The sequence below is a fragment of the Lwoffella lincolnii genome (assembly GCF_037201985.1).
In the GTDB taxonomy this organism is placed as follows: Bacteria; Pseudomonadota; Gammaproteobacteria; order Pseudomonadales; family Moraxellaceae; genus Psychrobacter; species Psychrobacter lincolnii.
In genome coordinates, this window is sequence record NZ_CP147511.1 from 1,484,767 (window position 1) to 1,510,150 (window position 25,384).

Sequence of the window (25,384 nt, forward strand, 5' to 3'; positions counted from 1 at the left end):
GATTTGGCCACAAAGTTAGGCTAATGGGGCAAGGGGCATCATCATGGTTAGTGATGCTTGCCTTTGATGCGACTTAAGACAAACGCACCGATGGCAAAAAACAGCACCACACCCCAACCAAACAGCATCAATACAAGACTTGAATAGCCCTCGTATGGGGTCTTAATCAAGTCAAACAGCTTTAAGGTCAAGGTAATCAACAAGGCAATCGGCGTGACCACCGTGAGCATAAACACCCAAAACTTGCCCAATTTGATGCTTGAGATGGCATTAATGTGGTTAAGCAGCTCAGGAATTTTATGACGGTTAAACCAAAACACCCACACAATCGACATCAAACCACCCATGACGATGCCAATGTTATTGGAAAACTGGTCAATCACATCCACCAAAATCAACGAACTGCCCGTCGAGAATGCCAAAATAGACACCAGAGCCGATAATCCTGCCACGACAGTGACTGATTTGTTGCGAGACCAAGCAAATTTATCACGAAATGCTGACACTGGCACTTCTAAAATACTGACCAGTGAGCTGATGCCTGCCACAACCAGCGATCCGAAAAACAAAAATCCGATAAAATCGCCACTGTTGCCCATGGTTGAGATGATTTTTGGGAAGACAAAAAACGCCAACCCCACCCCACCTGTGGCGACTTCTGCCACGTTTTGCCCTGTTGCTTGTGCCATGTAACCAATGGCAGCAAAAATACCAATGCCAGCAAGCAACTCAAAACCTGAATTGGCAAACGCCACCACCAACCCTGAGCCTGTCAAATTGGTGTTCTTTTTCAGATAAGAGGAATAGGTAACCATGATGCCAAAACCCACAGACAAGGAAAAAAACACATGCCCATAAGCGGCCAGCCAAACGTTAGGGTTTGCCATTTTGCCCCAATCAGGGTAAAAAAACGCCTCTAAACCGATGTTTGCCCCTGGTAGATTAATCGCCTTAAATACCATGATGCCAAACAACACCATCAACAAGGGAATGCAGATTTTGTTGGCAATCTCTAAGCCCTTACGAATGCCACCATACATGATGACCAATGACACCGCCCACACCAGCAGTAGGCCAAAAAACATCGATGGCACAAAGGTATGGGTTAAATCACCTGTGTGATGAATAAAATCACTGACAAAAAACTGGGTGGTATCATCACCCCATTTTTGCCCAAATGAAAACAGCATATAACTGCCTGCCCAAACGATGACCGCTGCATAATAAATGGCAATCACCAAACAAACCAAGGTCTGCCACCAACCGACATATTGAGCAGACCCAATCATGCGTTGATAAGCGATGGGAGCAGCACTTCGATATTTATGACCGACGATGTAGTCTAAAAACAGCAAAGGAATGGCAGCGGTAAACAGAGCAATGACATAAGGCACCATAAACACCCCACCACCATTGTCATACGCCACATAAGGGAAACGCCAAATGTTACCCAATCCAACCGCTGAACCGATGGCGGCGATGATGAACGCCGAACGTCCAGACCAGTTTTCACGTTGTTGATGTTGTTGTGCCACCCTCATCTCCTTTAAGCATTTAATTAACGATTATCCATGGATAGTATTCATTATGATAGGCAGTATTCATCATAAATGGCATCGATTATGAATGAAATAACCAAAAGTTATCAATTTAATAATTTTCCCTACTTTTTTATATAAGTAGTAGTGTCGGTTAATCTTGTATCGTTGTCAAGCTCTCACCAGTAAGACAACAAAAAAAAACATACAAATAGACCAAATAATCTGTTTCGGCAATTTATGTTAATATGTCAGTTAATATCTCGCTAATTGTGTTTTTTATTATTTTTTTATTGTTTTATCTGGTGGCCCATATGACCTACTCCATTTTTAACCAAAATAAAAACAACCCATTGACCGAGCCGATGTTCTTTGGCCAATCGGTGAATGTGGCTCGTTATGACCAACAAAAGCACCCCATCTTTGAGCAGTTGATTGAAAAACAGCTGTCATTTTTTTGGCGACCTGAAGAGGTGGACGTGTCTCGTGATCGCATTGACTTTGCTCATTTGTCCAGTCATGAACAGCACATTTTTTTGTCTAATCTGAAATATCAGACATTGCTGGACTCCATTCAAGGGCGTTCGCCCAATGTGGTGCTATTGCCGTTGGTGTCTATCCCTGAGCTTGAGACGTGGATTGAGACTTGGTCGTTTAGTGAGACGATTCATTCTCGCAGTTATACCCACATCATTCGCAACATTGTCAATGACCCCAGCGTGGTGTTTGATGCCATCTTGGACAATCAACCCATCTTGGAGCGTGCGTCAGACATCGCTGATTATTATGATGCGTTGTATCGTGATGCTCAGTTGTATCTTTTGTATGGCGAGGGGGTGTATCAGGTTGATGGGCAGTCGCTGACGGTGAGCTTATATTCGCTGAAAAAACGGCTGTATCTGTGCCTGATGGCGATTAATGTGTTGGAGGCCATTCGCTTTTATGTGTCGTTTGCGTGTTCGTTCGCCTTTGCTGAACGCAAGCTGATGGAGGGCAATGCCAAAATCATCAAATTGATTGCCCGTGATGAGGCGTTGCATCTGACAGGCACGCAGCACATGCTTGCCATCATGCAGATGGGCAAAGATGACCCACAAATGGCACAAATTGCCAAAGATTGCCATGATGAATGCGTGGAGATATTTCGTAAGGCGGCTGAGCAAGAAAAGCAGTGGGCGGGCTATTTGTTTAAAGATGGCTCGATGATTGGGCTAAATCAAGACATCTTAAGCCAATATGTGGAGTACATCACCAATTTACGCATGCAGGCGGTGGGCTTGCCAAGCTTATTTGCCGATGCCAAGTCCAACCCCATTCCTTGGATCAACACATGGCTGTCATCGGATAATGTGCAAGTTGCCCCACAAGAGACGGAAATCAGCTCTTATTTGGTGGGGCAGATTGATGCGGATTTGTCTGAGCATGATTTTGATGGTTTTGAGTTGTGATTTAAAATGGGCTTGGGCGGTGGCTGATGACTTGGGTGGTGACCAAACGACAACGTTTTTATCTGCACGAGGGCGAAAGCCTGCTCGATGGTCTCATCAGAACAGGGCATGATGTCAGTTATCAATGCAAACAAGGCTACTGTGGCAGTTGTCGCAGTCGGGTGATTGGTCATAGCCTGCCCATCAGCTACCCTACCCCACCGATGGCACATCTTAAAGATGATGAGCTGTTGCCATGTGTGTGTCAGGTGCAGGGGGTTGTATACTTGGATTTGGGTTGATTTTGGGTTAAGTGAAAGGGCTTTTGGGTAAAAAAGCTGGATCAATGTGGCCGTTGGGTGCTAAACAGCTCCAATAACCTTTGGCGCATTTGCTCTCTTTCTGCTTCTGACAGCTGGTTGCCCATGCCTTGACTAAAACCCTGGCTAAAGCCTTGATCTGAATTGTCTGCCAGAGTGTCCGTGTCGGTTGGCTCTTGTGGCAGGGTCTGGGGGGGCAGTTGGTTGGGCAGGGTAAAGCTGTTGGATAATAACTCTTGCTGATTGGGTCTTTCTGCTAAGGTCGTGGGCAAGCGTATGGTTTGACCTTGACGCAACACCTGCACATCAAGCACGGTGTTGGGCAATTTGCGCGCCACGTATTGGATAAGGCGGTTGGCATCGGTCATCTCAATGTCATCAATGGTTAAAATGATGTCCCCTGCCCTTAATCCTGCTTGGGCAGCAGGCCCACCTGGCACCACGTTCATCACCTGTACGCCTGTGGTGGTGTCTAATTGGGTGGGGTCTTTGATGTGGGATTGTACCTCGATGCCAAGCCAGCCACGGCTGACTTTACCGCTTTGGATAAGGGCGTTCATCACCTGCTCAACCAAGGCAATGGGAATGGCAAAGCCAATGCCCATCGAGCCACCAGAGCGAGAAAATATCATGGTGTTGATGCCAATCAGTTGCCCATAAGCGTCCACCAATGCCCCCCCTGAGTTACCGGGGTTGATGGCGGCATCGGTTTGGATAAAGTCTTCAAAGGTGTTCACGCCCAAGCCTGTCCGCCCTGTGGCAGAGATGATGCCTTGAGTGACTGTCTGCCCTACCCCAAAGGGGTTGCCTATCGCCAACGCCACATCACCGATTTGTATGGGCATTTCTCGAAATGCCAGCGGTTTTAAATCGGTCATGTCAAGGCGTATCACCGCCAAGTCGCTTTCAGGGTCTGTGCCAACCACCGTGGCACGCCCTTTACGCCCATCATTGAGCGCAACAATGATCTCATCTGCCTTTTCAATCACATGAGCATTGGTCACGATGTACCCATCTTCTGAGACAATCACCCCAGAACCAAGGTTGGTTGAGTTGTGTTCTTGGTTGGGCGACCCCCCATAAAACTCAAAAAAATGGCGTAAAATTGGATCGGCCATATATGGGTTTTGGCTGACATGCTGAGTGGTGTAGATATTGACCACGGATTGAGCAGCTTTTGCCACCGCATCATGATAAGACACCACCTTATCGGTTAGGTTTGGATACGCTTGCTCTGATGTGTTATTGGCGTTGTTGGGAATGGCAACAGGGTGATTGTTCAATGGCTCTCTTGGCGGTTGCCAATCAGTTGGCGATTGCCAAGGGTGTGCTTGGGTGGTAATGAAGTACCACAAGAACGCCATCAGCACCGCAACCAACAAGACCCATGGCAACCAAATCAACGCCTTGGATCGGTTGGGCGGTTGGGGCGTTTGACTGTGGTTGGGGGTTTGTGGGTGGTGGTTGCTTGCCATGTCGTTGCCATCTAACTTAAGTCGTTGCCATCTAAAAGGTTATGATGCTAAAAGGTTGTGACATCAGTGATATGAACAATGACCATATCAACATGATGCGTGATGCGTTGTGTTGCTCGCTTTATATGTTTTATATGTTACTCGGTTTGGCTCATCTGGTGAGCAAATTTTTACCATCATTTTGTATTAAGTTGGTAAAAAACTCAGTTGATGAACGCAGTTGATGACCATGTTAATAAGCACATGTTAACAAACAGAGATTGACAATTTTGCTAAAAGCTGATTGTGAAAAAGACTGGACAGTCAGTTTGTTCATTATTTTGTCAGTTGTGCAAATAATGGGCAAATTCGCTCATATTTTGTAACAAAATCGTCAAAAAAATACCGTTTAACCCTTTACAAACTTGATATTTACACTTTTTTATCCATAATGATTGCCAATATTCGCCAATATTCACGGTTTTTTATGACTATGGCTGATTTTTTTAAGCTGTTTGTTCATTGTTATTGGCAACGTTATTGTTAACTGTTGTTAACCGTCATTGTTAATATTGTCGACATCGTTATCAGTGTTATTAACCATTATTAACATGGTCATCAAGATTATCGACATCGTTATCAAGTGTTATTAACATGGTTGTCAATATGATTATCAACATTTGTATGGTAAATTAATGACTAAACCCATCACACGTTTTACCCGTTATTTTGCACATCTCACACCCCCACCCCCACCCTCACCGTCATTGGCAACGTCTGGTTTTATCAAGACCAAAAAAGCGTTACAGATGGTTGCCATTGCGATGTTGTCATTGCCTGCCAAAAGCTTAACCACATTTGAGCATGGCATGGCAAATAACGCCACTTTTAACACCGCTTTGGGTGGCGATGCCAAAACTGCCCATGCCCACAATGCCCATACCAAAGTCATGATGCGCCAAGAATTGACCGTGGCGGCTGTGCATGGTGACAGTACGTTTTTTTCCATTGATGGCTTTGAGCATGGTTTTGGTTATGATTTGACTCGTGGTTATGCCAATGATTTGGGCGTTACGCTCAATTTGCTGTCTTATGATGATGAGCAAGATGCCTTAGATGCGGTGCGCTTTGGCGATGTGGACATGGCATTGACCGTGGCAAGCAGTCGAACGATTAATGACATGGGGTTGTCTGAGCTGAATTTAAGCTGTGGGCGTGATGCCACTTTGACCCGTTATGGGCTTAACCCCAAAATCAGCTGGACGTTTAAAGAGGGTTCTGATGCTTTGGCTTTGCATGCCAGCCATTATATTTGCGATGATGTGCAGGTGCTAAATACCGCCAAGATTGCTCATTTTTATAACCAAAATCTGCTCAAAGATGACTACAATCAGCAACATTTTGCCAAGGTATTGACAGAAAAGTTGCCAAATTATAAATCATCTTTTCAGACCCATGCCGATGAATACAACCATGATTGGGAGCTTTTGGTTGCCATGGGCTATCAAGAATCACACCTCAACGCCAATGCCATATCACCCACTGGCGTGGAAGGCATCATGATGCTTACCAACAGTACCGCCAAACAGATGGGCGTGTCCAATCGGGTCGACCCTGTCCAGAGTATCCGTGGCGGTGCTAAGTATCTGGAGCTGCTCAAGACTGAGTTTGCTGATGTGCCTGCCCCTGATCGCATATGGTTTGCGTTGGCGGCTTATAATATGGGTCCTTATGCCATTAAAGACATTCAAGCTAAGCTGAGCCAAGGGGGTAAAGATGCCAACAGCTGGAGCAATGTTTATGCCTATTTGGCAGACAATGCCCAAACCAATGGACGCTATGTGCAATGTATGCACTATGTGTCAAACATTCGCAGTTATCTTGAAGAGATAAAACTACAGAATATGTCGCTTAAGCGTGTGGAGCGTATGGCTTGACACACTCCCACCACCAAACCCAGCGGTAGGCGTGAGAATCTTTGCGACCCATAGCAACTTTGGTTGCCATCTTTCGTCATGCCACCATCGCTGAATAGTATCGGCATGAGGGAACTCTTTATACAACACTAAGTCCTAGTGCATCAGCTAACGCTTGATGGCGTATATTGCTTGCTGCATTGGCATCACGGTCATGCTGTGTTTGACAGCTAGGACACGTCCAATGACGCACCGATAACGGCAGACTGTCTAATTTGTGATGGCAATGCGAACAAATTTTACTACTGGCAAAGAACCGATTTACCTTTAGGATATTCTTACCATACCAATTTGCCTTGTAGGTAAGCAGGGTAACAAACTGCCCCCAACCGACATCATGAATCGCTTTGGCAAGTTTATGGTTCTTTACCATATTTTTTACACCTAAATCTTCAAGTGCATAACTGGTAGCTTGGTTTTCGCAAATCAGTTTATGGGTGATTTTATGGTGTAAGTCTAAGCGCTGGTTGCGTATTGTTTCATAAATACGAGCAACGGCTAATTTTTGTTTTTGATGGTTTTTACTTTGTTTTTGTTTGCGAGCAAAGATTTTTTACTGTACTGCCAATAGTTTACTGGCGTTGGCTAAATGTTTTGGGTTATCAAACTTGCTACCGTCTGATAGATTTAGTAAATGGCTGATGCCTAAGTCAATACCAACAGTTAGGCTAGGCTCTATTGTGGTAGGTGTTGGTACAACTTCATTGTTTTCTACCAACACGCTTGCATAGTATTTTCCCGTAGCGGTTTTGCTAATCATAACCGTTTTGATATTGCCAACAAATTCACGGCTAAATACGGTTTTGATGCCTTTGATTTTGGGTAGGTTGATGATGCCTTGTTCAAAGTTTATGGTGTAATGTTGGGGGCATTGATAACTTCGCTGTGGGATTTTTTTAGATTCAAAGCGTGGAAACTTGGCACGACTTTTAAAAAAATTAGTAAATGCGATATGTACATTGAGCAGGGCATTAAGTAACGATTGGCTATTGACTTCATTTAGCCATGCAAACTTGCCTGTTTTCTTTTTCTTAACCAACTGGCTTTGAATTTTACTGCGTGATAACGACTTGCCAAAGATTTTGTAATATCTATTTTGTAATGCCAATGCCCAATTATAAACAAAACGAACACAACCAAAGTGTTGTTCAAACGCTATGGCTTGTTCACTGTTTGGGTAAATTCTGTATTGGTAGGCTTTGAGCATGGCTTGTTAGTTGAGTGAATGTAGTTATAATTTAGCATTATTAATGCCATCAGACAATATATCGAAAAACAACAACGCCCTGCTTAGGTCGCCTGTGCTTACATCTCCACCTAAATCAGAGATTATGGGTGGAGATGTAAGCACAGGATAGGTTAAAAGACACATGGTTTAAAAGCTTACATTTCTTAATTATCTTTAACCAAAAAAATACGCTAAACTAGTGCATTTTATATAAACATATGATTGATGTGAACACTGAACACATGGTCTTTTACTTTATCATGCCATTGATTAGATTAAACTGATTAGATTAAGGAGTGGCCGTTGAACACTCGCCAACTGAAAAAATGGGGCATCATTGCCCTGACCTTGATAATCATCACCGCTTTGGCTTATTACTTTTTAAAACCAACGCCACAAGCCCCTAACCACATCACCGCCATCGCTGAAATTGGTGATATTGAACAAACCGTCATCGCAACAGGTAAAGTCAAGGCGATAAATACCGTTAACGTTGGCGCTCAAGTCAGTGGAGAGATTCAAACTTTGTATGTAAAAGTGGGTGATGTGGTCGAAAAAGGTGATTTAATTGCCCAAATCGACCAAGTCAATCAACGCACCAACTTGCAAAATGCCACTTCATCACTTTCACAAAGTCGCTTCGAGCAATCCAGTGCCTTAGCTGAGCTAAATAGTCGCCATGCTGCCCTAGAAAGTGCCAAAGCTGACCTACAATCCCAACAAGCATTAGCAAAGCAAGCCCGTACCAATCTTCAACGGCTCAAACCCCTGATTGGCATTGATGCCATCTCCCAACAGGAATATGACAATGCTGTCGCCCAAGCAGACACCGCCGATGCAGCCGTGGCAAAAGCCAAAGCCAATATCAGCCAAATGCAAGCTGCCATCGCTCAAGCACAAGCCAACATTGCCAACCAAAAAGAGAGCGTCAACAAAGCCAACAGCAACCTAAGCCAAGCCCAAGAAAATCTTGGCAAGACCACCATTCGAGCACCCATCTCAGGCACGGTTGTGTCTGTGGTTACCGAGCAAGGCAGTACCGTCAATGCCATGCAATCTGCCCCCACCATCGTTAAGTTGGCAGATTTATCACAAATACGCATCAATGCCCAAATATCTGAAGCAGACGTGGTCAATGTCTCTGCTGGCATGCCTGTGTATTTCAACCTAATTGGGGCACCTGACAAACGCTATGATGCCACTTTAAAAGGCATCGAACCTGCCCCTGAATCCATCAGCAATACCAGTGCCACCAACTCAGCAGTATATTATACTGGCTATTTAGAAGTGCCAAATCCAGAACATAAATTTCGCATTGACATGACAGCCCAGCTTAACATCATTGTTAACCAAGCCAAAAATGCCGTCCTAATACCATCAGCCGCTTTAATAGAACAACCCAACAAAACACTGGTCAAAGTGTTAGATGCCGATGGCAATGTCTTAGAAAAAGTGGTGAGCGTTGGTATTAACAATCGGGTACAAGCTCAAATTTTGCGGGGAATTAACCAAGGTGATACCGTCATCTTAAGTGAAGACAGCACTATAAATTCCATTGACGCAAGCACAGCACAAATACGGATGTGATGTCATGGTTGATAAACACTCAAACCACCATTTAAACCACCATAATCACAAAAACAACAAACATGCCGTGATTAAGATTGAGAATCTCATCAAAGAATTTAATGCAGGTGAACAGACCATTCGCATTTTACATGGCATCAACCTGACATTTTATGCTGGTGAAATGGTCGCCATCATCGGTCAATCTGGCTCAGGCAAATCAACCCTAATGAACATTTTGGGTTGTCTTGACCAAGCCACCGCAGGCACTTATCACATCTATGATAAATCAGTTGCCAAGCTGTCTGCTGATGAACTTGCCAAATTAAGACGAGAGCATTTTGGCTTTATCTTTCAGCGGTATCATTTATTGGGTGATTTGCCTGCCATTGATAATGTTGCCATTCCTGCTGTGTATGCTGGCATGGCAACCCAAACCCGAAAGCAACATGCCAGTCACTTACTGACACAACTGGGACTGGCAGACAAAATCCATAACCGCCCAAACCAGCTATCAGGGGGACAACAACAACGAGTGTCCATTGCACGTGCCTTAATGAATGGTGGCGACATTATTTTTGCTGATGAGCCCACAGGGGCATTAGACAGTGAATCTGGGCATGATGTCATGGCAATTTTGCACCAACTGAAAGAAGCAGGGCATACCATCATCATGGTTACTCATGACCCAAAACTGGCTGCTCAAGCTCAACGAGTCATAGAAATCAAAGATGGTCATATCATTGCTGACCATCGCAACACTCCCATAACACAGGATAATGCTGATGGTATTCATCATGCTCAAAGAACTCAAACTCAAAACTCATTTGGCTTAACAAACCCCGCTCATTTGACCGATGTCGACACACAGTCCACATCACAACCGACCACATCACCGCCACCCACATCAAAACCACTAACACCATCACGACTGCCTGCCCTAGATCGCTTCAAAGAAGCCTTTAAAATGTCTTTGTTGGCGATGACAGCCCACAAAATGCGCACCCTACTCACCATGCTTGGCATCATCATCGGCATTGCCTCAGTGGTCTCAATCGTTGGGCTTGGGCAAGGCTCTCAGCAGAGCATTTTATCCCAAATCAACGCCTTAGGCACAAATACCATTACCGTCATAGACGGCTATGAATGGGGCGACCCCAGACGTGCCTACCACAATAACAATCTCACCGCCGACGACGCTCAAGCAGTCGCTTCCCAACCTTATGTACAGAGCGTCAGCCCACAAGTTGACACCAACCTATCTAGTCGCCACAAACAAACACGAGAAACCGCCAGCATCAATGGCGTGGGTAAAGACTACCTTTCCGTTACAGGCGAAAACTTAGCCGCAGGTCAATCATTTAGCCAACACAGTATGGATAGTTTGGCACAAGACATCGTCATCGACCAAACTGCCAAAACCACTTTTTTTGGTGAAGGCACAAATGATGACGCAGTTTTGGGCAAAATCATTCAAGTTGGACAAGTACCAGCAAGGGTCATTGGCGTGCTTGCCAAAAATGACAACAACTTCTCACGCATAACAGACATTCCACAAATCTACATGCCCTATACCACCGTCATGTACCGTATTTTGGGCAAAAACAACATCGATAGCTTTGTTGTGCGTATCAATGATGACGTATCCACCAAAACCGCTGAAAATGCCATTTCTGACTTAATGAAAAGTCGTCATGGCACAGATGATTTTCGCTTACACAACATTGACTCACTAAAAGAAACTGTTGAATCCACCACAACCACCATGACCTTACTCATCTCATCCATCGCCATCATCTCCTTAATCGTGGGTGGCATTGGGGTGATGAACATCATGCTGGTGTCTGTCACCGAACGCACCAACGAAATCGGTGTCCGAATGGCAGTGGGCGCTCGCCAAAGCGACATCATGCAACAGTTCTTAATAGAAGCGGTGCTGGTATGTCTGCTTGGCGGCTTATTGGGCATTGGTTTGGCATTTTTGATAGGATTCATCATCAATAATTTAGGGTCAGACAACATCAAAGTCATCTACTCCACCACTTCCATCGTTACCGCCATCGTCTGCTCAACAGCAATAGGCATGCTGTTTGGCTTTTTACCTGCTCGTAACGCCGCTAAGCTTAACCCTGTCGAAGCACTATCAAGAGACTAAGGCGTATCCCATTTAAACAATGGCACAAAGAAACAGTGGCACAAAGACCAACTTTCTAAACAAACCAAACAACACATGCCAAAAATAAGAAAACCAACAAAAAAAACCCAACATAACCATGTTGGGTTAGAATCAATCAATATCAACGATGCAAAATAAAATAATAAAAGCAGATAAAATAATAAATGGTGGGTCGTGCAGGATTTGAACCTGCGACCAATTGATTAAAAGTCAACTGCTCTACCAACTGAGCTAACGACCCAAAATGTCAATTGATCATCAATAAATATAAGTAAGACAAGATTTGGCAAATTGGCTGATAATATTTATGATCAAAAATTGATAATCATTATTGATGATGCAAATATTGATGATGCAAAATAAAAAACCCAATCATAAGACTGAGTAAAAAATAATTTTGGCGAATGGTGGGTCGTGCAGGATTCGAACCTGCGACCAATTGATTAAAAGTCAACTGCTCTACCAACTGAGCTAACGACCCTTGCCTTAACGTGAGAGCATATTATACGCATAAATATTTATTTTGCAAGCATAAATTTAACGATTTATTCATTATTTAGCTTTATTTAGCTTTATCTTCATCATCATTTAACTTCATTTAACTTCGTTCATCATTGAATCAGCCCACCACAAAGACATGAAATTTATTGATAATGATAATTATTATTGTTAATATAAAGCCCATGACACATCTCTTTTTTTAAATATCAGTTTTAAAGGTCGGTTGCCATGCGTTTGTCTTTATTGCCCATCACGATACGCCATATTATCACCATAGGCTTGGTCTCAAGCTCAATATCAGCAATGGCGACTACCCCCCCCCCTTATTTCTTCTGAGCCATTGCCCACGGTCAGACTTGATGCCATAACAGTTTATGGTGAAACATATCGAACCACCGCCACCAAAACCACACTACCACCCAGCCAAGCTCCGATGAGCTATCATCGCATTGAACAAAATACGCTTAAACAACGCCAAGCCGACAGTGTGAGCAGTGCATTACGCTATGAAGCAGGTGTTGATACAGAAAATCGGGGGACGGTCAGTATTTTTGATGAATACAATATCCGAGGATTTAAAAATTATTCAAATTTTTATGATGGTATGAGACTGCCTTATGACGGCACATGGAACTTGATGCCACAAGTAGATGCTTATGCCACCGAAGCCATTGAGATATTAAAAGGTCCTGCGTCTTCATTATACGGATTTAACGAACCAGGTGGTATGGTCAATCAAGTTGCCAAGACCCCCAAAAGCTCGCCTCAGCATGAAATAAGACTGCGTACAGGCACACATAATCTAAAAGAAGTTGGCATTGACAGCACATCAAAGCTCAGTGATGACATCAATTATCGCATGGTTGCATTGGTTCGTAAAAAAGATGGACAAATGCAAGACACCAAAGAAAAACGGACATTAATCAATCCTTCGCTGATTTGGAGACCCAATGATGACATCTCGGTACTTGCCAGTGTTTATTATCAAAATGACCCAAATATGTTACCCTCCACACCATTGCCAAGTTTAGGAACGCTATACAACGCAAGCTATGGCAAGCTTGGTGCAAATGCGTATGCAGGCGACCACTGGAATCACTTTAGTAAAAAAGTCTTCATGCCCAGCCAAACCATTAACTGGCAAATTAACGACGCTTTAAAGTTCAAGCACATCTTACGCCACACCAACGCCAAAGCTCAACAAAAAAATACTTATCATCAAGGATTTGTACAAGGCTCAGACTCCAAGCTCAACCGTACAGCCTATACCACAGATGAAAATATGACAAACTGGTCAACAGACAACCAATTGGCCTATGATTTATTTATCAAGGATTCATCACACAACCTATTGCTCGGTGTGGATTATCAAAAAACAAACAGTACCGCCAAATATGCCGACGCCATGTATCAAGGCGTTCCAACCATTGACCTTGCTCAACCAGACCATGGATTATTTGGCAAAACCAATCTAAACTTGACAGGCTATCAACAAAAAGATGACATTAAGCAAAAGCAGCTTGGCGTATATCTACAAGATGAGATGCAATGGAACAACCTGACCGTTGTTGCAGGGCTACGCCGTGATAACTATGAAAGTGTAACCAATACCCAAACGGCAAATAACACCCATAAAACCACCATCAATCAAGCCAATAAAACTTCTGGTCGCTTGGCAGGGATTTATCATTTCAATCACGGTCTTTCACCTTATGCAAGTTATTCTCAATCATTTCAACCTTTGGTTGGCAATAATTTTGTTACAAACAAACCGTTTGAACCCACCACGGCCAATCAGTTTGAAGTTGGGGTAAAATACACCTCAACTGACAATAAAACCAAAGCAAGCTTGGCAGCCTTTGACATCACTAAGAAAAATGAAAAAGTGGCGACAGTTGATTGGACAAAACAGACACAAACAGGCGAAACCACCTCAAAAGGGTTTGAGATGTCAGCCGACCATCATTTTAACGACTGGCTTCATGCTGGTTTCAGCTATGGCTATGTGGATGCCAAAATCAGCAAAGATGAATTTAATCCACAATTGGTTGGCAACCGCCCTCAACAAGTCGCCAAGCATACCGCAAGCCTTTGGACAACCATCACACCCAATGATAAAACTTTGCTCAATGTTGGCATTCGCCATCAAGCAGGCATGCAAGTTGATAGACAAAATTCTGATGCCTTGCCAAGCGTTACTTTGGTCGATTTGGCAGGCAGTCATCAAATCAGCCCCACACTCAGTGCAGGCTTAAGTGTCAGTAATTTGTTTAATAAAACTTATGTTGGCTCTTGCTATGATAAGATGAACTGTTGGATGGGTGCAGAACGCCAAGCCAGTGTCAGCCTGACGGCAAACTTTTAGTATTTTTAGATTACTGATAAAAGATTGCTGATAAAAAATAGCGACCCCAACAACAAATGCCAAAAACATCATGCAAAGACACACTTTAACACCGTTAAACGATTCTAAACTGGCTGATATCGTTAAACACATCAATGAAGATCACCTTGATGACATCAAAAGTATGGCAATCGGTCTGCTTGAGCTGACTCAAAATCAATGCAAAAACCTACAATCTGTGATACTAAAACAAATTTATCAAGAAGGTTTTGTCTTGGATTTACAGTTTGGGCAAGACTGGTATCAACCTAATAAACAAGAACAAAAAATTTGGTTTTTGCAATTTGATACCGCCATTCAATCCGCCGAGCAATTCAATGAGCAATACATCGCCCTGCTGCAACGCAGTGATCGCAAACAAGGTAAAAAAACCATCGAAATTAGACAGCGCCACTTTGTTTTACAGGCGGTATCAGCAGTTAGCCAAAATATGTATCGCCTGACCTTACAGTCAAAAACAAACCTATCCCAACTGCCTGCTGGTTACGCATTTTTACTAAATCTTAGCTCATCTGCCACCAAGCAAAATTCCAATCGACCTTATCGCTACTACACACTTCGAAAAGCTTGGCAAGCCATATCCCCCCAAGGAGAGAAACAACATTTGGCATGGATTGACATATATTGTCATGGCAAAAAAAATGGTGAGTTTAGTCTTGGTGAAACATGGGTAAAGTCAGTTCAAATCAATGACATCATTACCAGCGAAAGAGAATTTCCTGAAAAAATTGAGCATCTAAATGGTCAGAGTTTATTGATTGCTGATGAAACCTCTCTACCTACGGTAGCAAGGTTGATAGAACTTTGGCAAAACCCCCAAATGCCCATTGTACTGCTTTTTTTACAAAGCGCTCAGGAACTGGCTTATTTAGATGAAGCATTACCATCATCTTGCATCACAGTTCTACCCGTGATTGCAAAGATAAATGACGCACCACACGAACAAATTTTTGCCCAATTAATCGATTTTTTACAGCACACGCCAATCAAAATTGATTCTATTTGGGGCGGACTTGGGGCAGCCACAACCAAACATCTTCGACCAATGCTTCGCAACTTTTTGGGCTCAAATTGCGACATTGTGCTAAAAGTATATTGGCGAGATGAATAAGACTGATAAACACACCGTTTTACCAAGTTACCAAGTTGCCAGGCCTGCTTGGTTCATTTTGCCCCATGTTGCTTTGTTTTGTCTGACTGGCTTAACAACTTGCCTTATTTTTTACCATGATTTTTTACCATTTGTTATCTTTTTTGATTAAGTTATCTTTTTTGGTTAATTTATGCTCTTTACTCAATCACTTACGGTTATTCGCCAAGAAAAAACCTTACTGCATGATATTAATATCACCCTAGAAAAAGGAAAAATATATGCTTTAATTGGGCATAATGGGTCAGGCAAATCAACACTTATCAAAACCTTAGCAGGTGAAATAACACCAACCAGTGGGCATGTGGCATTAGATGAATTGACAAATCAATCAATTTTTGATTTACCGCCCAAAACGCTTGCTCAATATCTGTCCTATCTGCCACAAAAGCTGCCTGATGCCAGTCATTTTACCGTTTCTGAGCTTGTGATGCTTGGTCGGTATCCCCACCAAAAATGGTTACAAAAACCCACTTCGCAAGACCACGCCATCTTATGCCAAGCAATGCAACACACTCAAATTGAACAATTTGCCAAGCAGTCGATGACAACGCTGTCAGGTGGCGAAAGAGCCAGAGCATGGCTTGCCATGTGTATTGCCCAAGATACGCCTTATCTTTTGCTTGATGAACCACTTGCTGCACTTGATATTGTATATCAAGTTGAAATACTTCGCCTAATCCAACACTTGGCAAAACAAAAAAACAAGGCAGTTATGATTATTATTCATGATATTAATCTTGCTTCACAATTTTGTGATGAAGTCATTGCTCTAAAAAATGGCAAACTGTGCCATATTGGTAATATTGCCAGCACAATGCAACCAAAGGTGCTTGAGCGTATCTTTGGCATTCATTTACATTTACTAAGCCACCCCATGAATGGCAAAAAGGTGGCGGTCATATGATGCAAAAAAGCTTACTGTTCGCCATCAGTTTACTGCTATCTGGCTGCCAACCACAAAACCATCAGCAAAATACCCATCAAGCCACTCAACACAACCAGAAAAACACTTCTTCAACCACCACACAAAACCAGCCTCTTAAAATCATCACCCCTGATTGGGCGATTGCTTCCACCTTAACCGCCATGGGTTATCCACCCGTGGCAGTCGGTGATGTTAAAATTTATCCTGATTGGGTTGGCAAACCTGAACTACCAAGCCAAACCATTGACTTGGGAGCAAGGTCTTATCCAAATCCCGAACGATTGGCACAATTACAGCCTGATATGATTATTGACAATGATTTTTACGCTCATCTGCGTCCCTTGTATGGCGACACGCCTCATGCCAGCGTCTTTTTTGGTTCATACGGCGACATTGCAACTTGGCAAAATTATGCCGAGACAACCAAAAAACTGGGAGAAATCATCAATCAGCCCAAACAAGCCGAAGTATTTTTAATAGAATCTAAACAAAAACTGCATGAACTGGGATTAATATTTAGACAAAAAAATCCCGATATTCAAAAAATTGCCGTGGTGAATTTTGCAGATGCCAATAATTTACGAATTTATGCCAACAACAGCTTGTTTAAACCTGCCACTCAAGAAATGGGGCTGAGTCTAATCACGCTTGAAGATAAAATGGGACAAGCGAACATGTGGGGATTTTTATCAATCACATTGGGAGATTTGGCAAAATTAGACCAACAGACTTGTCTGGTCGTGGTTGAACCTTTTAGCCCCATGCTTTACCAAGATCTCAGAGACACCTTATTATGGCAAAGGCTTGGATATGCAAACAATCTTTGTATGACGGTCATAAAACCACTGTGGGTATACGGTGGCATATCGTCCATGGTTACCTTCGGTGAACGGCTTAATGAAGCAACCTTTCAAGGAAAAATAGCCAATGCCCAATAAAATATCAGCAATAAAACAAGTAATCACCCCAAAAGCCCCTGTCATTTTATGGTTTGTCTGTTTGTTATGTTTGGCAATGGTAAGCACAAGCTTGGTCATAAAAACAGCCTGGCATGATCCATTTGTATGGTTGTTTTTACCATCACAATCACTTAGCCTAAATCAGATGGTTGTACAATTACAACTCATACCAACCATATTTGTGGCAATGCTATCAGGTGGTTTGCTTGGCGTGGCAAGTGTGTTACTACAACAACTGGTCAAAAACAACTTAGCCTCAGATACCACGCTGGCAGTCGGATCAGGGGCTGAATTATCGTTATTAATTGTTGCCATCGTTGCACCAAGTTTTGGGCTACATGGAAGTTTTTGGGTTGCATTTTTTGGGTCGCTGCTGGGCATGGTGCTGGTCTTTGCCATTTCTACCAAAAGCCATATGAACTCTGTGATATTAATTTTAAGTGGCTTAGTGGTGAACATCTTATTTTTCTCCATTGCCCAACTGCTCATCATATTTTATCCTGATTGGACGATGGGGGTTTTGGTTTGGGGCAGTGGATACTTAACTCAATCAAGCTGGCAAACTGGCCAATTTTTATTAGCAATCAGCGTATTTTTACCCCCAGCTCTATTTTTATTGCTCAAACCATTAACCTTAATGGGCTTAGATGACCGACAAGCCAAAAGTCTGGGTGTGCCTGTCGCACAGGTACGATTGGCGGCAATAATTTTGGTCGCCATCATCACAGCCAGCGTGGTGAGTCGGGTTGGCATCTTAAGTTTTGTTGGACTTGCCTCAGCCAGCATGGTCAATCTATTGGCAATCCGCCATATTTGGCAGCGATTGTTGGCAGGATTTGGATTTGGCGCGGTATTCTTATGGCTAAGTAACAACTTGGTTACACTACTCACAACATGGCTTAAACCCATGATTCAGCTTAATTTACCTGTTGGTGCATTGACAGGCATTTTAGGATCAGGCATGGTTATTTGGCTGGTAATCCATCAAAGCAAACAGCAAATTCATCACGAAGAATCTTTCGCCTTTTTAACCATAAAAAGAAGTGAAAAAACACGCTTTTTTTGGTTTGTAATGGCACTTATATTGGCCATCATGGGCGGGCTTGCATTATATATTGCCCCAAATGCCATGGGTCATTTAACCATTCAAACAGATGTTTATTTAATTGAACAATTTCGTCTACCACGCACATTATCTGCAATGGCAACAGGTACCATGCTCGCCTGTGCTGGTGTCCTATTACAAAAACTCACTTGCAACCCCATGGCAAGCCCTGAGGTGATGGGAATTAGCTCAGGTGGCGCATTAGGCGTCATATTGGCATTTTTGTTCAACCCATTATTACTGGCAATGCTGGGATTAGAAAATCAAAAAAATGCAGACATTACTGTATTATTGGTATCAGGCATGATTGGATCAGGCTTGGTGCTTCTTTTGGTCATATGGCTAGCCAGAAAATTATCACCTTCTTTATTGTTATTGGTTGGGGTTGCCATCTCAGCGATGATGACCAGCGTTTTAACATTGATTAAAATATCAGGTGATCCCAGATTACAAGCAATATTAAATTGGCTATCTGGCACAACCTATTACGCCAACCCAAACTCAGCTTGGTGGGTGGTCATAGCGGCATTGGTACTATTCATCATCAGCTTATTCATACTAAAACCACTGCAAATAATGAGCCTAAATGAGACCATGGCTCGCCATTTAGGCGTATCAATTAAACGCACCAAAATTATCACCTTAATTCTTGTTGCATTACTTAGTACCATCTCGACCCTTGTTGTCGGTCCTTTAAGCTTTATTGGACTGATGACACCGCATTTGGCAATGACGCTTGGAGCGGTACGCTTATCTCAACAGCTGGCATTGTCAGCAATGCTAGGAGCAGGGTTGATGCTTATCGCAGATTGGATTGGACGCTATGTCATTTTTCCATACGAAATCCCAACAGGTATCATTGCGTCAGTCATCGGAGGAATATATCTGTTATATCTAATGAGAATGATGTCCAAGGAATAGGTAAAACCCCCCCCTTCTATTGAAGGGGGGGGGGTATATAAAGGGAGCTGACGATGACCTACTCTCACATGGTTAAACCACACTACCATCGGCGCTAAGACGTTTCACTACTGAGTTCGAGAAGGGATCAGGTGGTACCATCTTGCCATTGTCGTCAGCAAAGGGGGAATCCTGCAAACACAGGATAATAGAAATGAATCTGATAAAAAGGACAAATCAAAGCCATAAAACCACAGGTAAAATCAACATCAACCACATTACCCTATAAAACCAATTAGGCATTGTATGGTCAAGCCAAACGAGCAATTAGTATTGGTTAGCTACATGTATCACTACACTTCCACACCCAACCTATCAACGTCGTCGTCTACAACGGCTCTTTAGGGAAATCTCATCTTGAGGTGGGCTTCCCGCTTAGATGCTTTCAGCGGTTATCCCATCCGAACATAGCTACTCGGCAATGCCACTGGCGTGACAACCGAAACACCAGAGGTTCGTCCACTCTGGTCCTCTCGTACTAGGAGCAGATCCTCTCAAATTTCCAACGCCCACGGTAGATAGGGACCGAACTGTCTCACGACGTTCTAAACCCAGCTCGCGTACCTCTTTAAATGGCGAACAGCCATACCCTTGGGACCTGCTTCAGCCCCAGGATGAGATGAGCCGACATCGAGGTGCCAAACACCGCCGTCGATATGAACTCTTGGGCGGTATCAGCCTGTTATCCCCAGAGTACCTTTTATCCGTTGAGCGATGGCCCTTCCATACAGAACCACCGGATCACTAAGACCTACTTTCGTACCTGCTCGACTTGTGGGTCTCGCAGTTAAGCGCGCTTTTGCCTTTATACTCTTTGAACGATTTCCGACCGTTCTGAGCGCACCTTCGTACTCCTCCGTTACTCTTTAGGAGGAGACCGCCCCAGTCAAACTACCCACCATACATTGTCCTCGATATTGTGAATATCTAAGTTAGAACCCCAACATGACCAGGGTGGTATTTCAAGGTTGACTCCACAAATACTGGCGTATCTGCTTCATAGCCTCCCACCTATCCTGCACAAGTCAGGTCAAAGTTCAATGTAAAGCTGTAGTAAAGGTTCACGGGGTCTTTCCGTCTAGCCGCGGGTACACAGCATCTTCACTGCGATTTCGATTTCACTGAGTCTCTGCTGGAGACAGCGTGGCCATCATTATGCCATTCGTGCAGGTCGGAACTTACCCGACAAGGAATTTCGCTACCTTAGGACCGTTATAGTTACGGCCGCCGTTTACTGGGGCTTCAATCAAGAGCTTCGCTTACGCTAACCCCATCATTTAACCTTCCAGCACCGGGCAGGCATCACACCCTATACGTCCACTTTCGTGTTTGCAGAGTGCTGTGTTTTTAATAAACAGTTGCAGCCACCTGGTATCTGCGACTGCCAACAGCTCAAAGAGCAAGTCTTATCACCATCGGCAGCGTACCTTCTCCCGAAGTTACGGTACCATTTTGCCTAGTTCCTTCAGCAGAGTTCTCTCAAGCGCCTTGGTATTCTCTACCTGACCACCTGTGTCGGTTTCGGGTACGATTCGTTTATGACCATCGTTTAGAAGCTTTTCCTGGAAGCAGGGTATTTGCCACTTCACGGTACATGTACCGCTTGCTATCAGATCTCAGTATTAGTTTGGCGGATTTGCCTACCAAACCTACCTACATCCTTCCACCTGGACTACCATCGCCAGGCTGGCATAACCTTCTCCGTCCCTCCATCACATCATAAACAAGTATCGGAATATTAACCGATTTCCCATCGACTACGCCTTTCGGCCTCGCCTTAGGGGTCGACTCACCCAGCCCCGATTAACGTTGGACTGGAACCCTTGGTCTTCCGGCGAACGGGCTTTTCACCCGTTTTGTCGTTACTCACGTCAGCATTCGCTCTTGTGATACCTCCAGCACACCTTACAGTGCACCTTCTCAGGCTTACACAACGCTCCCCTACCACTTAATTGAAACAATTAAATCCGCAGCTTCGGCTCCTAGTTTGAGCCCCGTTACATCTTCCGCGCAGGCCGACTCGACTAGTGAGCTATTACGCTTTCTTTAAAGGGTGGCTGCTTCTAAGCCAACCTCCTAGCTGTCTGTGCCTTCCCACCTCGTTTCCCACTTAACTAGGAATTTGGGGCCTTAGCTGGCGGTCTGGGTTGTTTCCCTTTCCACGACGGACGTTAGCACCCGCCGTGTGTCTCCCGGATATCACTCATCGGTATTCGTCAGTTTGCCTCGGTTTGGTAAGTCGGTGTGACCCCCTAGCCGAAACAGTGCTCTACCCCCAATGGTGTTCGTCCGAGGCGCTACCTAAATAGCTTTCGGGGAGAACCAGCTATCACCGAGTTTGATTAGCCTTTCACCCCTATCCACAAGTCATCCCCTGGCTTTTCAACGACAGTGGGTTCGGTCCTCCGATGCCTGTTACGGCACTTTCAACCTGCTCATGGATAGATCACTCGGTTTCGGGTCTATACCCTGCAACTCATTCGCCCTTTTAAGACTCGGTTTCCCTACGGCTCCCCTATTCGGTTAACCTTGCTACAGAATATAAGTCGCTGACCCATTATACAAAAGGTACGCCGTCACCCGACCACTTAATCGTTCTGATTGTCAAATTGTGATTTGACACGATTCATCAAGAAAGTTCTCATACGACCATTATTTTTTATGGTTCGTTCTCGCTTTCTTGCTACTTGTTCGTTAATGTAGGCTTCACAATAAACAATACGCCATGTTCTTGCTCTGGTTGAGTAAGTTGTGCCATTGTTATGGTCATCAATTCTTTGTTTTAAATTGGTGGTAAAACCAACATAAAACTCATCATGATTATCCATGTTTTGTATGACATAGACGTAGTAAAAATTCATTGTTATCCTCAAAACGATTAAGTGGTCGGGCTCCGACTGCTTGTATGCACACGGTTTTAGGTTCTATTTCACTCCCCTAACAGGGGTTCTTTTCGCCTTTCCCTCACGGTACTGGTTCACTATCGGTCAGTCAGGAGTATTTAGCCTTGGAGGATGGTCCCCCCATCTTCAGACAGAATTTCTCGTGTTCCGCCCTACTTAATGTGTCGCTTAAACAGTTTCGCATACAGGACTATCACCTACTATGGTTGGCTTTCCCACGCCATTTTGCTACTGTAAAATTGATCGGCTCCTCCCCGTTCGCTCGCCGCTACTTGGGGAATCTCTTTTGATGTCTTTTCCTCGGGGTACTGAGATGTTTCACTTCTCCCGGTTTGCCTTACACAGTAAATTGTGTAATAACCAACTTGTGTTGGTTGGGTTTCCCCATTCAGAAATCGCCGGGTCACAGGATATTGCCACCTCACCGACGCTTATCGCAGGCTGTCACGTCTTTCTTCGCCTCTGACTGCCAAGGCATCCACCATGTGCACTTCATTACTTGACCATACAATCCTAATTAGTCTTGTTTGGGTAATTGTAGTAACGATTTTACCTGTGTTTACGCTTGATTCAGTTCTCTTTACTTTAGGTGATTGTATTGGGTACAATCACCATGGTTAATAAATTACGTTGGTTAATTTATTAACCCAGACTCATTTCTATGTTGTTAAATAGTAAGTGATAAACTTCGTCAGTTTATTTTGTGAAAGCATAAATAAGAAATCTTATTTAAATTGCTTATGTATGCTTTGTTTTTGTTCGCTTGCCTGGTGGAGCCAAGGAGAGTCGAACTCCTGACCTCCTGCGTGCAAGGCAGGCGCTCTACCAACTGAGCTATGGCCCCATAAATGGTGGGTCTAATAAGATTTGAACTTATGACCCCCGCGTTATCAACACGGTGCTCTAACCAGCTGAGCTATAGACCCCGAAAGCCGTTAAAAAATTGCATCGCAATTTTTGGTCTGAACTTAAAAAATGCTTATGCTCTTTTTTTAACTTAATCTTTTAACCAAAAAACAACTTGTTGTGGATTTTTACTTACCTAAATGCTTCGTTAAGGAGGTGATCCAGCCGCAGGTTCCCCTACGGCTACCTTGTTACGACTTCACCCCAGTCATTAACCACACCGTGGTGATCGCCCTCCTAAGTTAGGCTAACCACTTCTGGTGCAATCAACTCCCATGGTGTGACGGGCGGTGTGTACAAGGCCCGGGAACGTATTCACCGCGGCATTCTGATCCGCGATTACTAGCGATTCCGACTTCATGGAGTCGAGTTGCAGACTCCAATCTGGACTAAGATAGGCTTTTTGAGATTGGCATCACGTCGCCGTGTAGCTGCCCTCTGTACCTACCATTGTAGCACGTGTGTAGCCCTGGTCGTAAGGGCCATGATGACTTGACGTCGTCCCCGCCTTCCTCCAGTTTGTCACTGGCAGTGTCCTTAAAGTCCCCGACCAAGTCGCTGGTAACTAAGGAAAAGGGTTGCGCTCGTTGCGGGACTTAACCCAACATCTCACGACACGAGCTGACGACAGCCATGCAGCACCTGTATGTGAATTCCCAAAGGCACTCTCGCATCTCTGCAAGATTCTCACTATGTCAAGACCAGGTAAGGTTCTTCGCGTTGCATCGAATTAAACCACATGCTCCACCGCTTGTGCGGGCCCCCGTCAATTCATTTGAGTTTTAACCTTGCGGCCGTACTCCCCAGGCGGTCTACTTATCGCGTTAACTGCGTCACTAAGCCTTTAAAAGACCCAACGACTGGTAGACATCGTTTACAGCGTGGACTACCAGGGTATCTAATCCTGTTTGCTACCCACGCTTTCGAACCTCAGTGTCAGTATGATGCCAGAAAGCTGCCTTCGCCATCGGTATTCCTCCAGATCTCTACGCATTTCACCGCTACACCTGGAATTCTACTTTCCTCTCACCTACTCTAGTTTATCAGTATCAGATGCAGTTCCTAGGTTAAGCCCAGGGATTTCACATCTGACTTAATAAACCACCTACGCTCGCTTTACGCCCAGTAATTCCGATTAACGCTCGCACCCTCTGTATTACCGCGGCTGCTGGCACAGAGTTAGCCGGTGCTTATTCTGTGGGTAACGTCAGAACCTATGGGTGTTATCCATAAGCTTTTCCTCCCCACTTAAAGTGCTTTACAACCATAAGGCCTTCTTCACACACGCGGCATGGCTGGATCAGGCTTTCGCCCATTGTCCAATATTCCCCACTGCTGCCTCCCGTAGGAGTCTGGGCCGTGTCTCAGTCCCAGTGTGGCTGATCATCCTCTCAGACCAGCTACAGATCGTCGCCTTGGTAGGCCTTTACCCCACCAACTAGCTAATCTGGTTTAGGCTCATCTTATAGCGAGAGCTATAAAGCCCCCCTTTCACCCTTAGGTCGTATGCGGTATTAATTCGAGTTTCCCCGAGCTATCCCCCTCTATAAGGTAGATTCCTAAATGTTACTCACCCGTTCGCCACTAATCAGTCTAGCAAGCTAGACCTCTTCGTTCGACTTGCATGTGTTAAGCCTGCCGCCAGCGTTCAATCTGAGCCATGATCAAACTCTTCAGTTTAATCGACTCATTCTTACTAGCAAATTCGCTTCGTTTGTTCATTTGTTTGAATTAACTTGGTCATTTACTGATTCGAATGATTTGTTTCTTTCGCCTTAAGCTTTTGCTTAAGTTAGCTTTGCTTAAGACTGTTTCTTTAAAAGCCATTTTTTTGTCAGTAAAAATCCACACAAGTTGTTTCTTGGTTCGTTGTTATATAGTTC

13 protein-coding genes, 4 tRNA genes, 3 rRNA genes and 1 pseudogene are annotated in these 25,384 nt (G+C 44.0%); 11 read left to right on the forward strand and 10 right to left on the reverse strand.

Going from position 1 to position 25,384, the window contains the following annotated elements:
* Positions 1 to 47: 47 nt before the first annotated feature.
* Complete coding sequence (locus WDM69_RS06710; protein WP_338755177.1) at positions 48 to 1,535, reverse strand: sodium-dependent transporter; 1,488 nt, start codon at positions 1,533 to 1,535, stop codon at positions 48 to 50.
* A gap of 317 nt (positions 1,536 to 1,852) precedes the next feature.
* On the opposite strand from WDM69_RS06710, the gene nrdB reads away from it, so the two are divergent.
* Positions 1,853 to 2,986 carry a class Ia ribonucleoside-diphosphate reductase subunit beta gene (gene nrdB / locus WDM69_RS06715; protein ID WP_078307096.1) on the forward strand — a complete coding sequence of 378 codons (1,134 nt, stop codon included), beginning with the start codon at positions 1,853 to 1,855 and terminating at the stop codon, positions 2,984 to 2,986.
* A 26-nt stretch (positions 2,987 to 3,012) separates the two neighbouring features.
* Positions 3,013 to 3,267 carry a 2Fe-2S iron-sulfur cluster-binding protein gene (locus tag WDM69_RS06720; RefSeq protein ID WP_078306935.1) on the forward strand — a complete coding sequence of 85 codons (255 nt, stop codon included), beginning with the start codon at positions 3,013 to 3,015 and terminating at the stop codon, positions 3,265 to 3,267.
* Positions 3,268 to 3,308: 41 nt separating this feature from the next.
* Here the strand turns inward: WDM69_RS06720 and WDM69_RS06725 are convergent, their stop codons facing one another.
* Positions 3,309 to 4,760 carry a S1C family serine protease gene (locus WDM69_RS06725; RefSeq protein WP_078306936.1) on the reverse strand — a complete coding sequence of 484 codons (1,452 nt, stop codon included), beginning with the start codon at positions 4,758 to 4,760 and terminating at the stop codon, positions 3,309 to 3,311.
* A 71-nt stretch (positions 4,761 to 4,831) separates the two neighbouring features.
* On the opposite strand from WDM69_RS06725, the gene WDM69_RS06730 reads away from it, so the two are divergent.
* Positions 4,832 to 4,984 carry a hypothetical protein gene (locus WDM69_RS06730; RefSeq protein WP_158077867.1) on the forward strand — a complete coding sequence of 51 codons (153 nt, stop codon included), beginning with the start codon at positions 4,832 to 4,834 and terminating at the stop codon, positions 4,982 to 4,984.
* 450 nt (positions 4,985 to 5,434) lie between these two features.
* The gene (locus WDM69_RS06735; protein ID WP_338755178.1) at positions 5,435 to 6,676 is read left to right on the forward strand and encodes a transglycosylase SLT domain-containing protein; all 1,242 of its coding nucleotides are present in this window, start codon (positions 5,435 to 5,437) and stop codon (positions 6,674 to 6,676) included.
* 118 nt (positions 6,677 to 6,794) lie between these two features.
* Here the strand turns inward: WDM69_RS06735 and WDM69_RS06740 are convergent.
* Positions 6,795 to 7,922: pseudogene (locus WDM69_RS06740) on the reverse strand (RNA-guided endonuclease TnpB family protein).
* A gap of 324 nt (positions 7,923 to 8,246) precedes the next feature.
* Here WDM69_RS06740 and WDM69_RS06745 point away from each other — a divergent pair.
* Positions 8,247 to 9,530, forward strand: a complete 1,284-nt coding sequence (locus tag WDM69_RS06745; RefSeq protein ID WP_078306939.1) for an efflux RND transporter periplasmic adaptor subunit — start codon at positions 8,247 to 8,249, stop codon at positions 9,528 to 9,530.
* A 4-nt stretch (positions 9,531 to 9,534) separates the two neighbouring features.
* Positions 9,535 to 11,664: a MacB family efflux pump subunit gene (locus WDM69_RS06750; RefSeq protein WP_338755179.1), complete on the forward strand. Its 2,130-nt coding sequence runs from the start codon at positions 9,535 to 9,537 to the stop codon at positions 11,662 to 11,664.
* Positions 11,665 to 11,850: 186 nt separating this feature from the next.
* Here WDM69_RS06750 and WDM69_RS06755 read toward each other — a convergent pair.
* Both WDM69_RS06755 and WDM69_RS06760 read right to left on the reverse strand, forming a co-directional pair.
* Positions 11,851 to 11,926: transfer RNA gene (locus tag WDM69_RS06755), tRNA-Lys, on the reverse strand.
* 164 nt (positions 11,927 to 12,090) lie between these two features.
* Positions 12,091 to 12,166: transfer RNA gene (locus WDM69_RS06760), tRNA-Lys, on the reverse strand.
* Between the two features lie 360 nt (positions 12,167 to 12,526).
* Between WDM69_RS06760 and WDM69_RS06765 the strand changes: the two genes are divergently transcribed.
* The 5 genes from WDM69_RS06765 (at position 12,527) to fhuB (ending at position 19,653) form a co-directional block, all read left to right on the forward strand.
* Positions 12,527 to 14,551 carry a TonB-dependent siderophore receptor gene (locus WDM69_RS06765; RefSeq protein WP_338755180.1) on the forward strand — a complete coding sequence of 675 codons (2,025 nt, stop codon included), beginning with the start codon at positions 12,527 to 12,529 and terminating at the stop codon, positions 14,549 to 14,551.
* Positions 14,552 to 14,621: 70 nt separating this feature from the next.
* The gene (locus WDM69_RS06770) at positions 14,622 to 15,701 is read left to right on the forward strand and encodes a DUF2470 domain-containing protein (RefSeq protein ID WP_338755181.1); all 1,080 of its coding nucleotides are present in this window, start codon (positions 14,622 to 14,624) and stop codon (positions 15,699 to 15,701) included.
* Positions 15,702 to 15,873: 172 nt separating this feature from the next.
* Complete coding sequence (locus WDM69_RS06775) at positions 15,874 to 16,647, forward strand: ABC transporter ATP-binding protein (protein WP_078306944.1); 774 nt, start codon at positions 15,874 to 15,876, stop codon at positions 16,645 to 16,647.
* Entirely contained in the window at positions 16,644 to 17,606 is a 963-nt protein-coding gene (locus WDM69_RS06780; protein WP_338755182.1) for an ABC transporter substrate-binding protein, read from the forward strand. The genes WDM69_RS06775 and WDM69_RS06780 overlap by 4 nt, the downstream gene beginning before the upstream one ends.
* 76 nt (positions 17,607 to 17,682) lie before the next feature.
* Complete coding sequence (fhuB, locus tag WDM69_RS06785; protein ID WP_338755901.1) at positions 17,683 to 19,653, forward strand: Fe(3+)-hydroxamate ABC transporter permease FhuB; 1,971 nt, start codon at positions 17,683 to 17,685, stop codon at positions 19,651 to 19,653.
* 45 nt (positions 19,654 to 19,698) lie between these two features.
* Here fhuB and rrf read toward each other — a convergent pair.
* The 5 genes from rrf to WDM69_RS06810 form a co-directional block, all read right to left on the reverse strand.
* A 5S ribosomal RNA gene (gene rrf, locus WDM69_RS06790) occupies positions 19,699 to 19,812 on the reverse strand.
* A 126-nt stretch (positions 19,813 to 19,938) separates the two neighbouring features.
* A 23S ribosomal RNA gene (locus WDM69_RS06795) occupies positions 19,939 to 23,100 on the reverse strand.
* A gap of 263 nt (positions 23,101 to 23,363) precedes the next feature.
* Positions 23,364 to 23,439, reverse strand: a tRNA-Ala gene (locus WDM69_RS06800).
* Positions 23,440 to 23,444: 5 nt separating this feature from the next.
* A tRNA-Ile gene (locus WDM69_RS06805) sits at positions 23,445 to 23,521 on the reverse strand.
* A gap of 129 nt (positions 23,522 to 23,650) precedes the next feature.
* Positions 23,651 to 25,181, reverse strand: a 16S ribosomal RNA gene (locus tag WDM69_RS06810).
* Together the 16S, 23S and 5S rRNA genes with 2 tRNA genes alongside form the textbook arrangement of a ribosomal RNA operon.
* Positions 25,182 to 25,384: the final 203 nt, after the last annotated feature.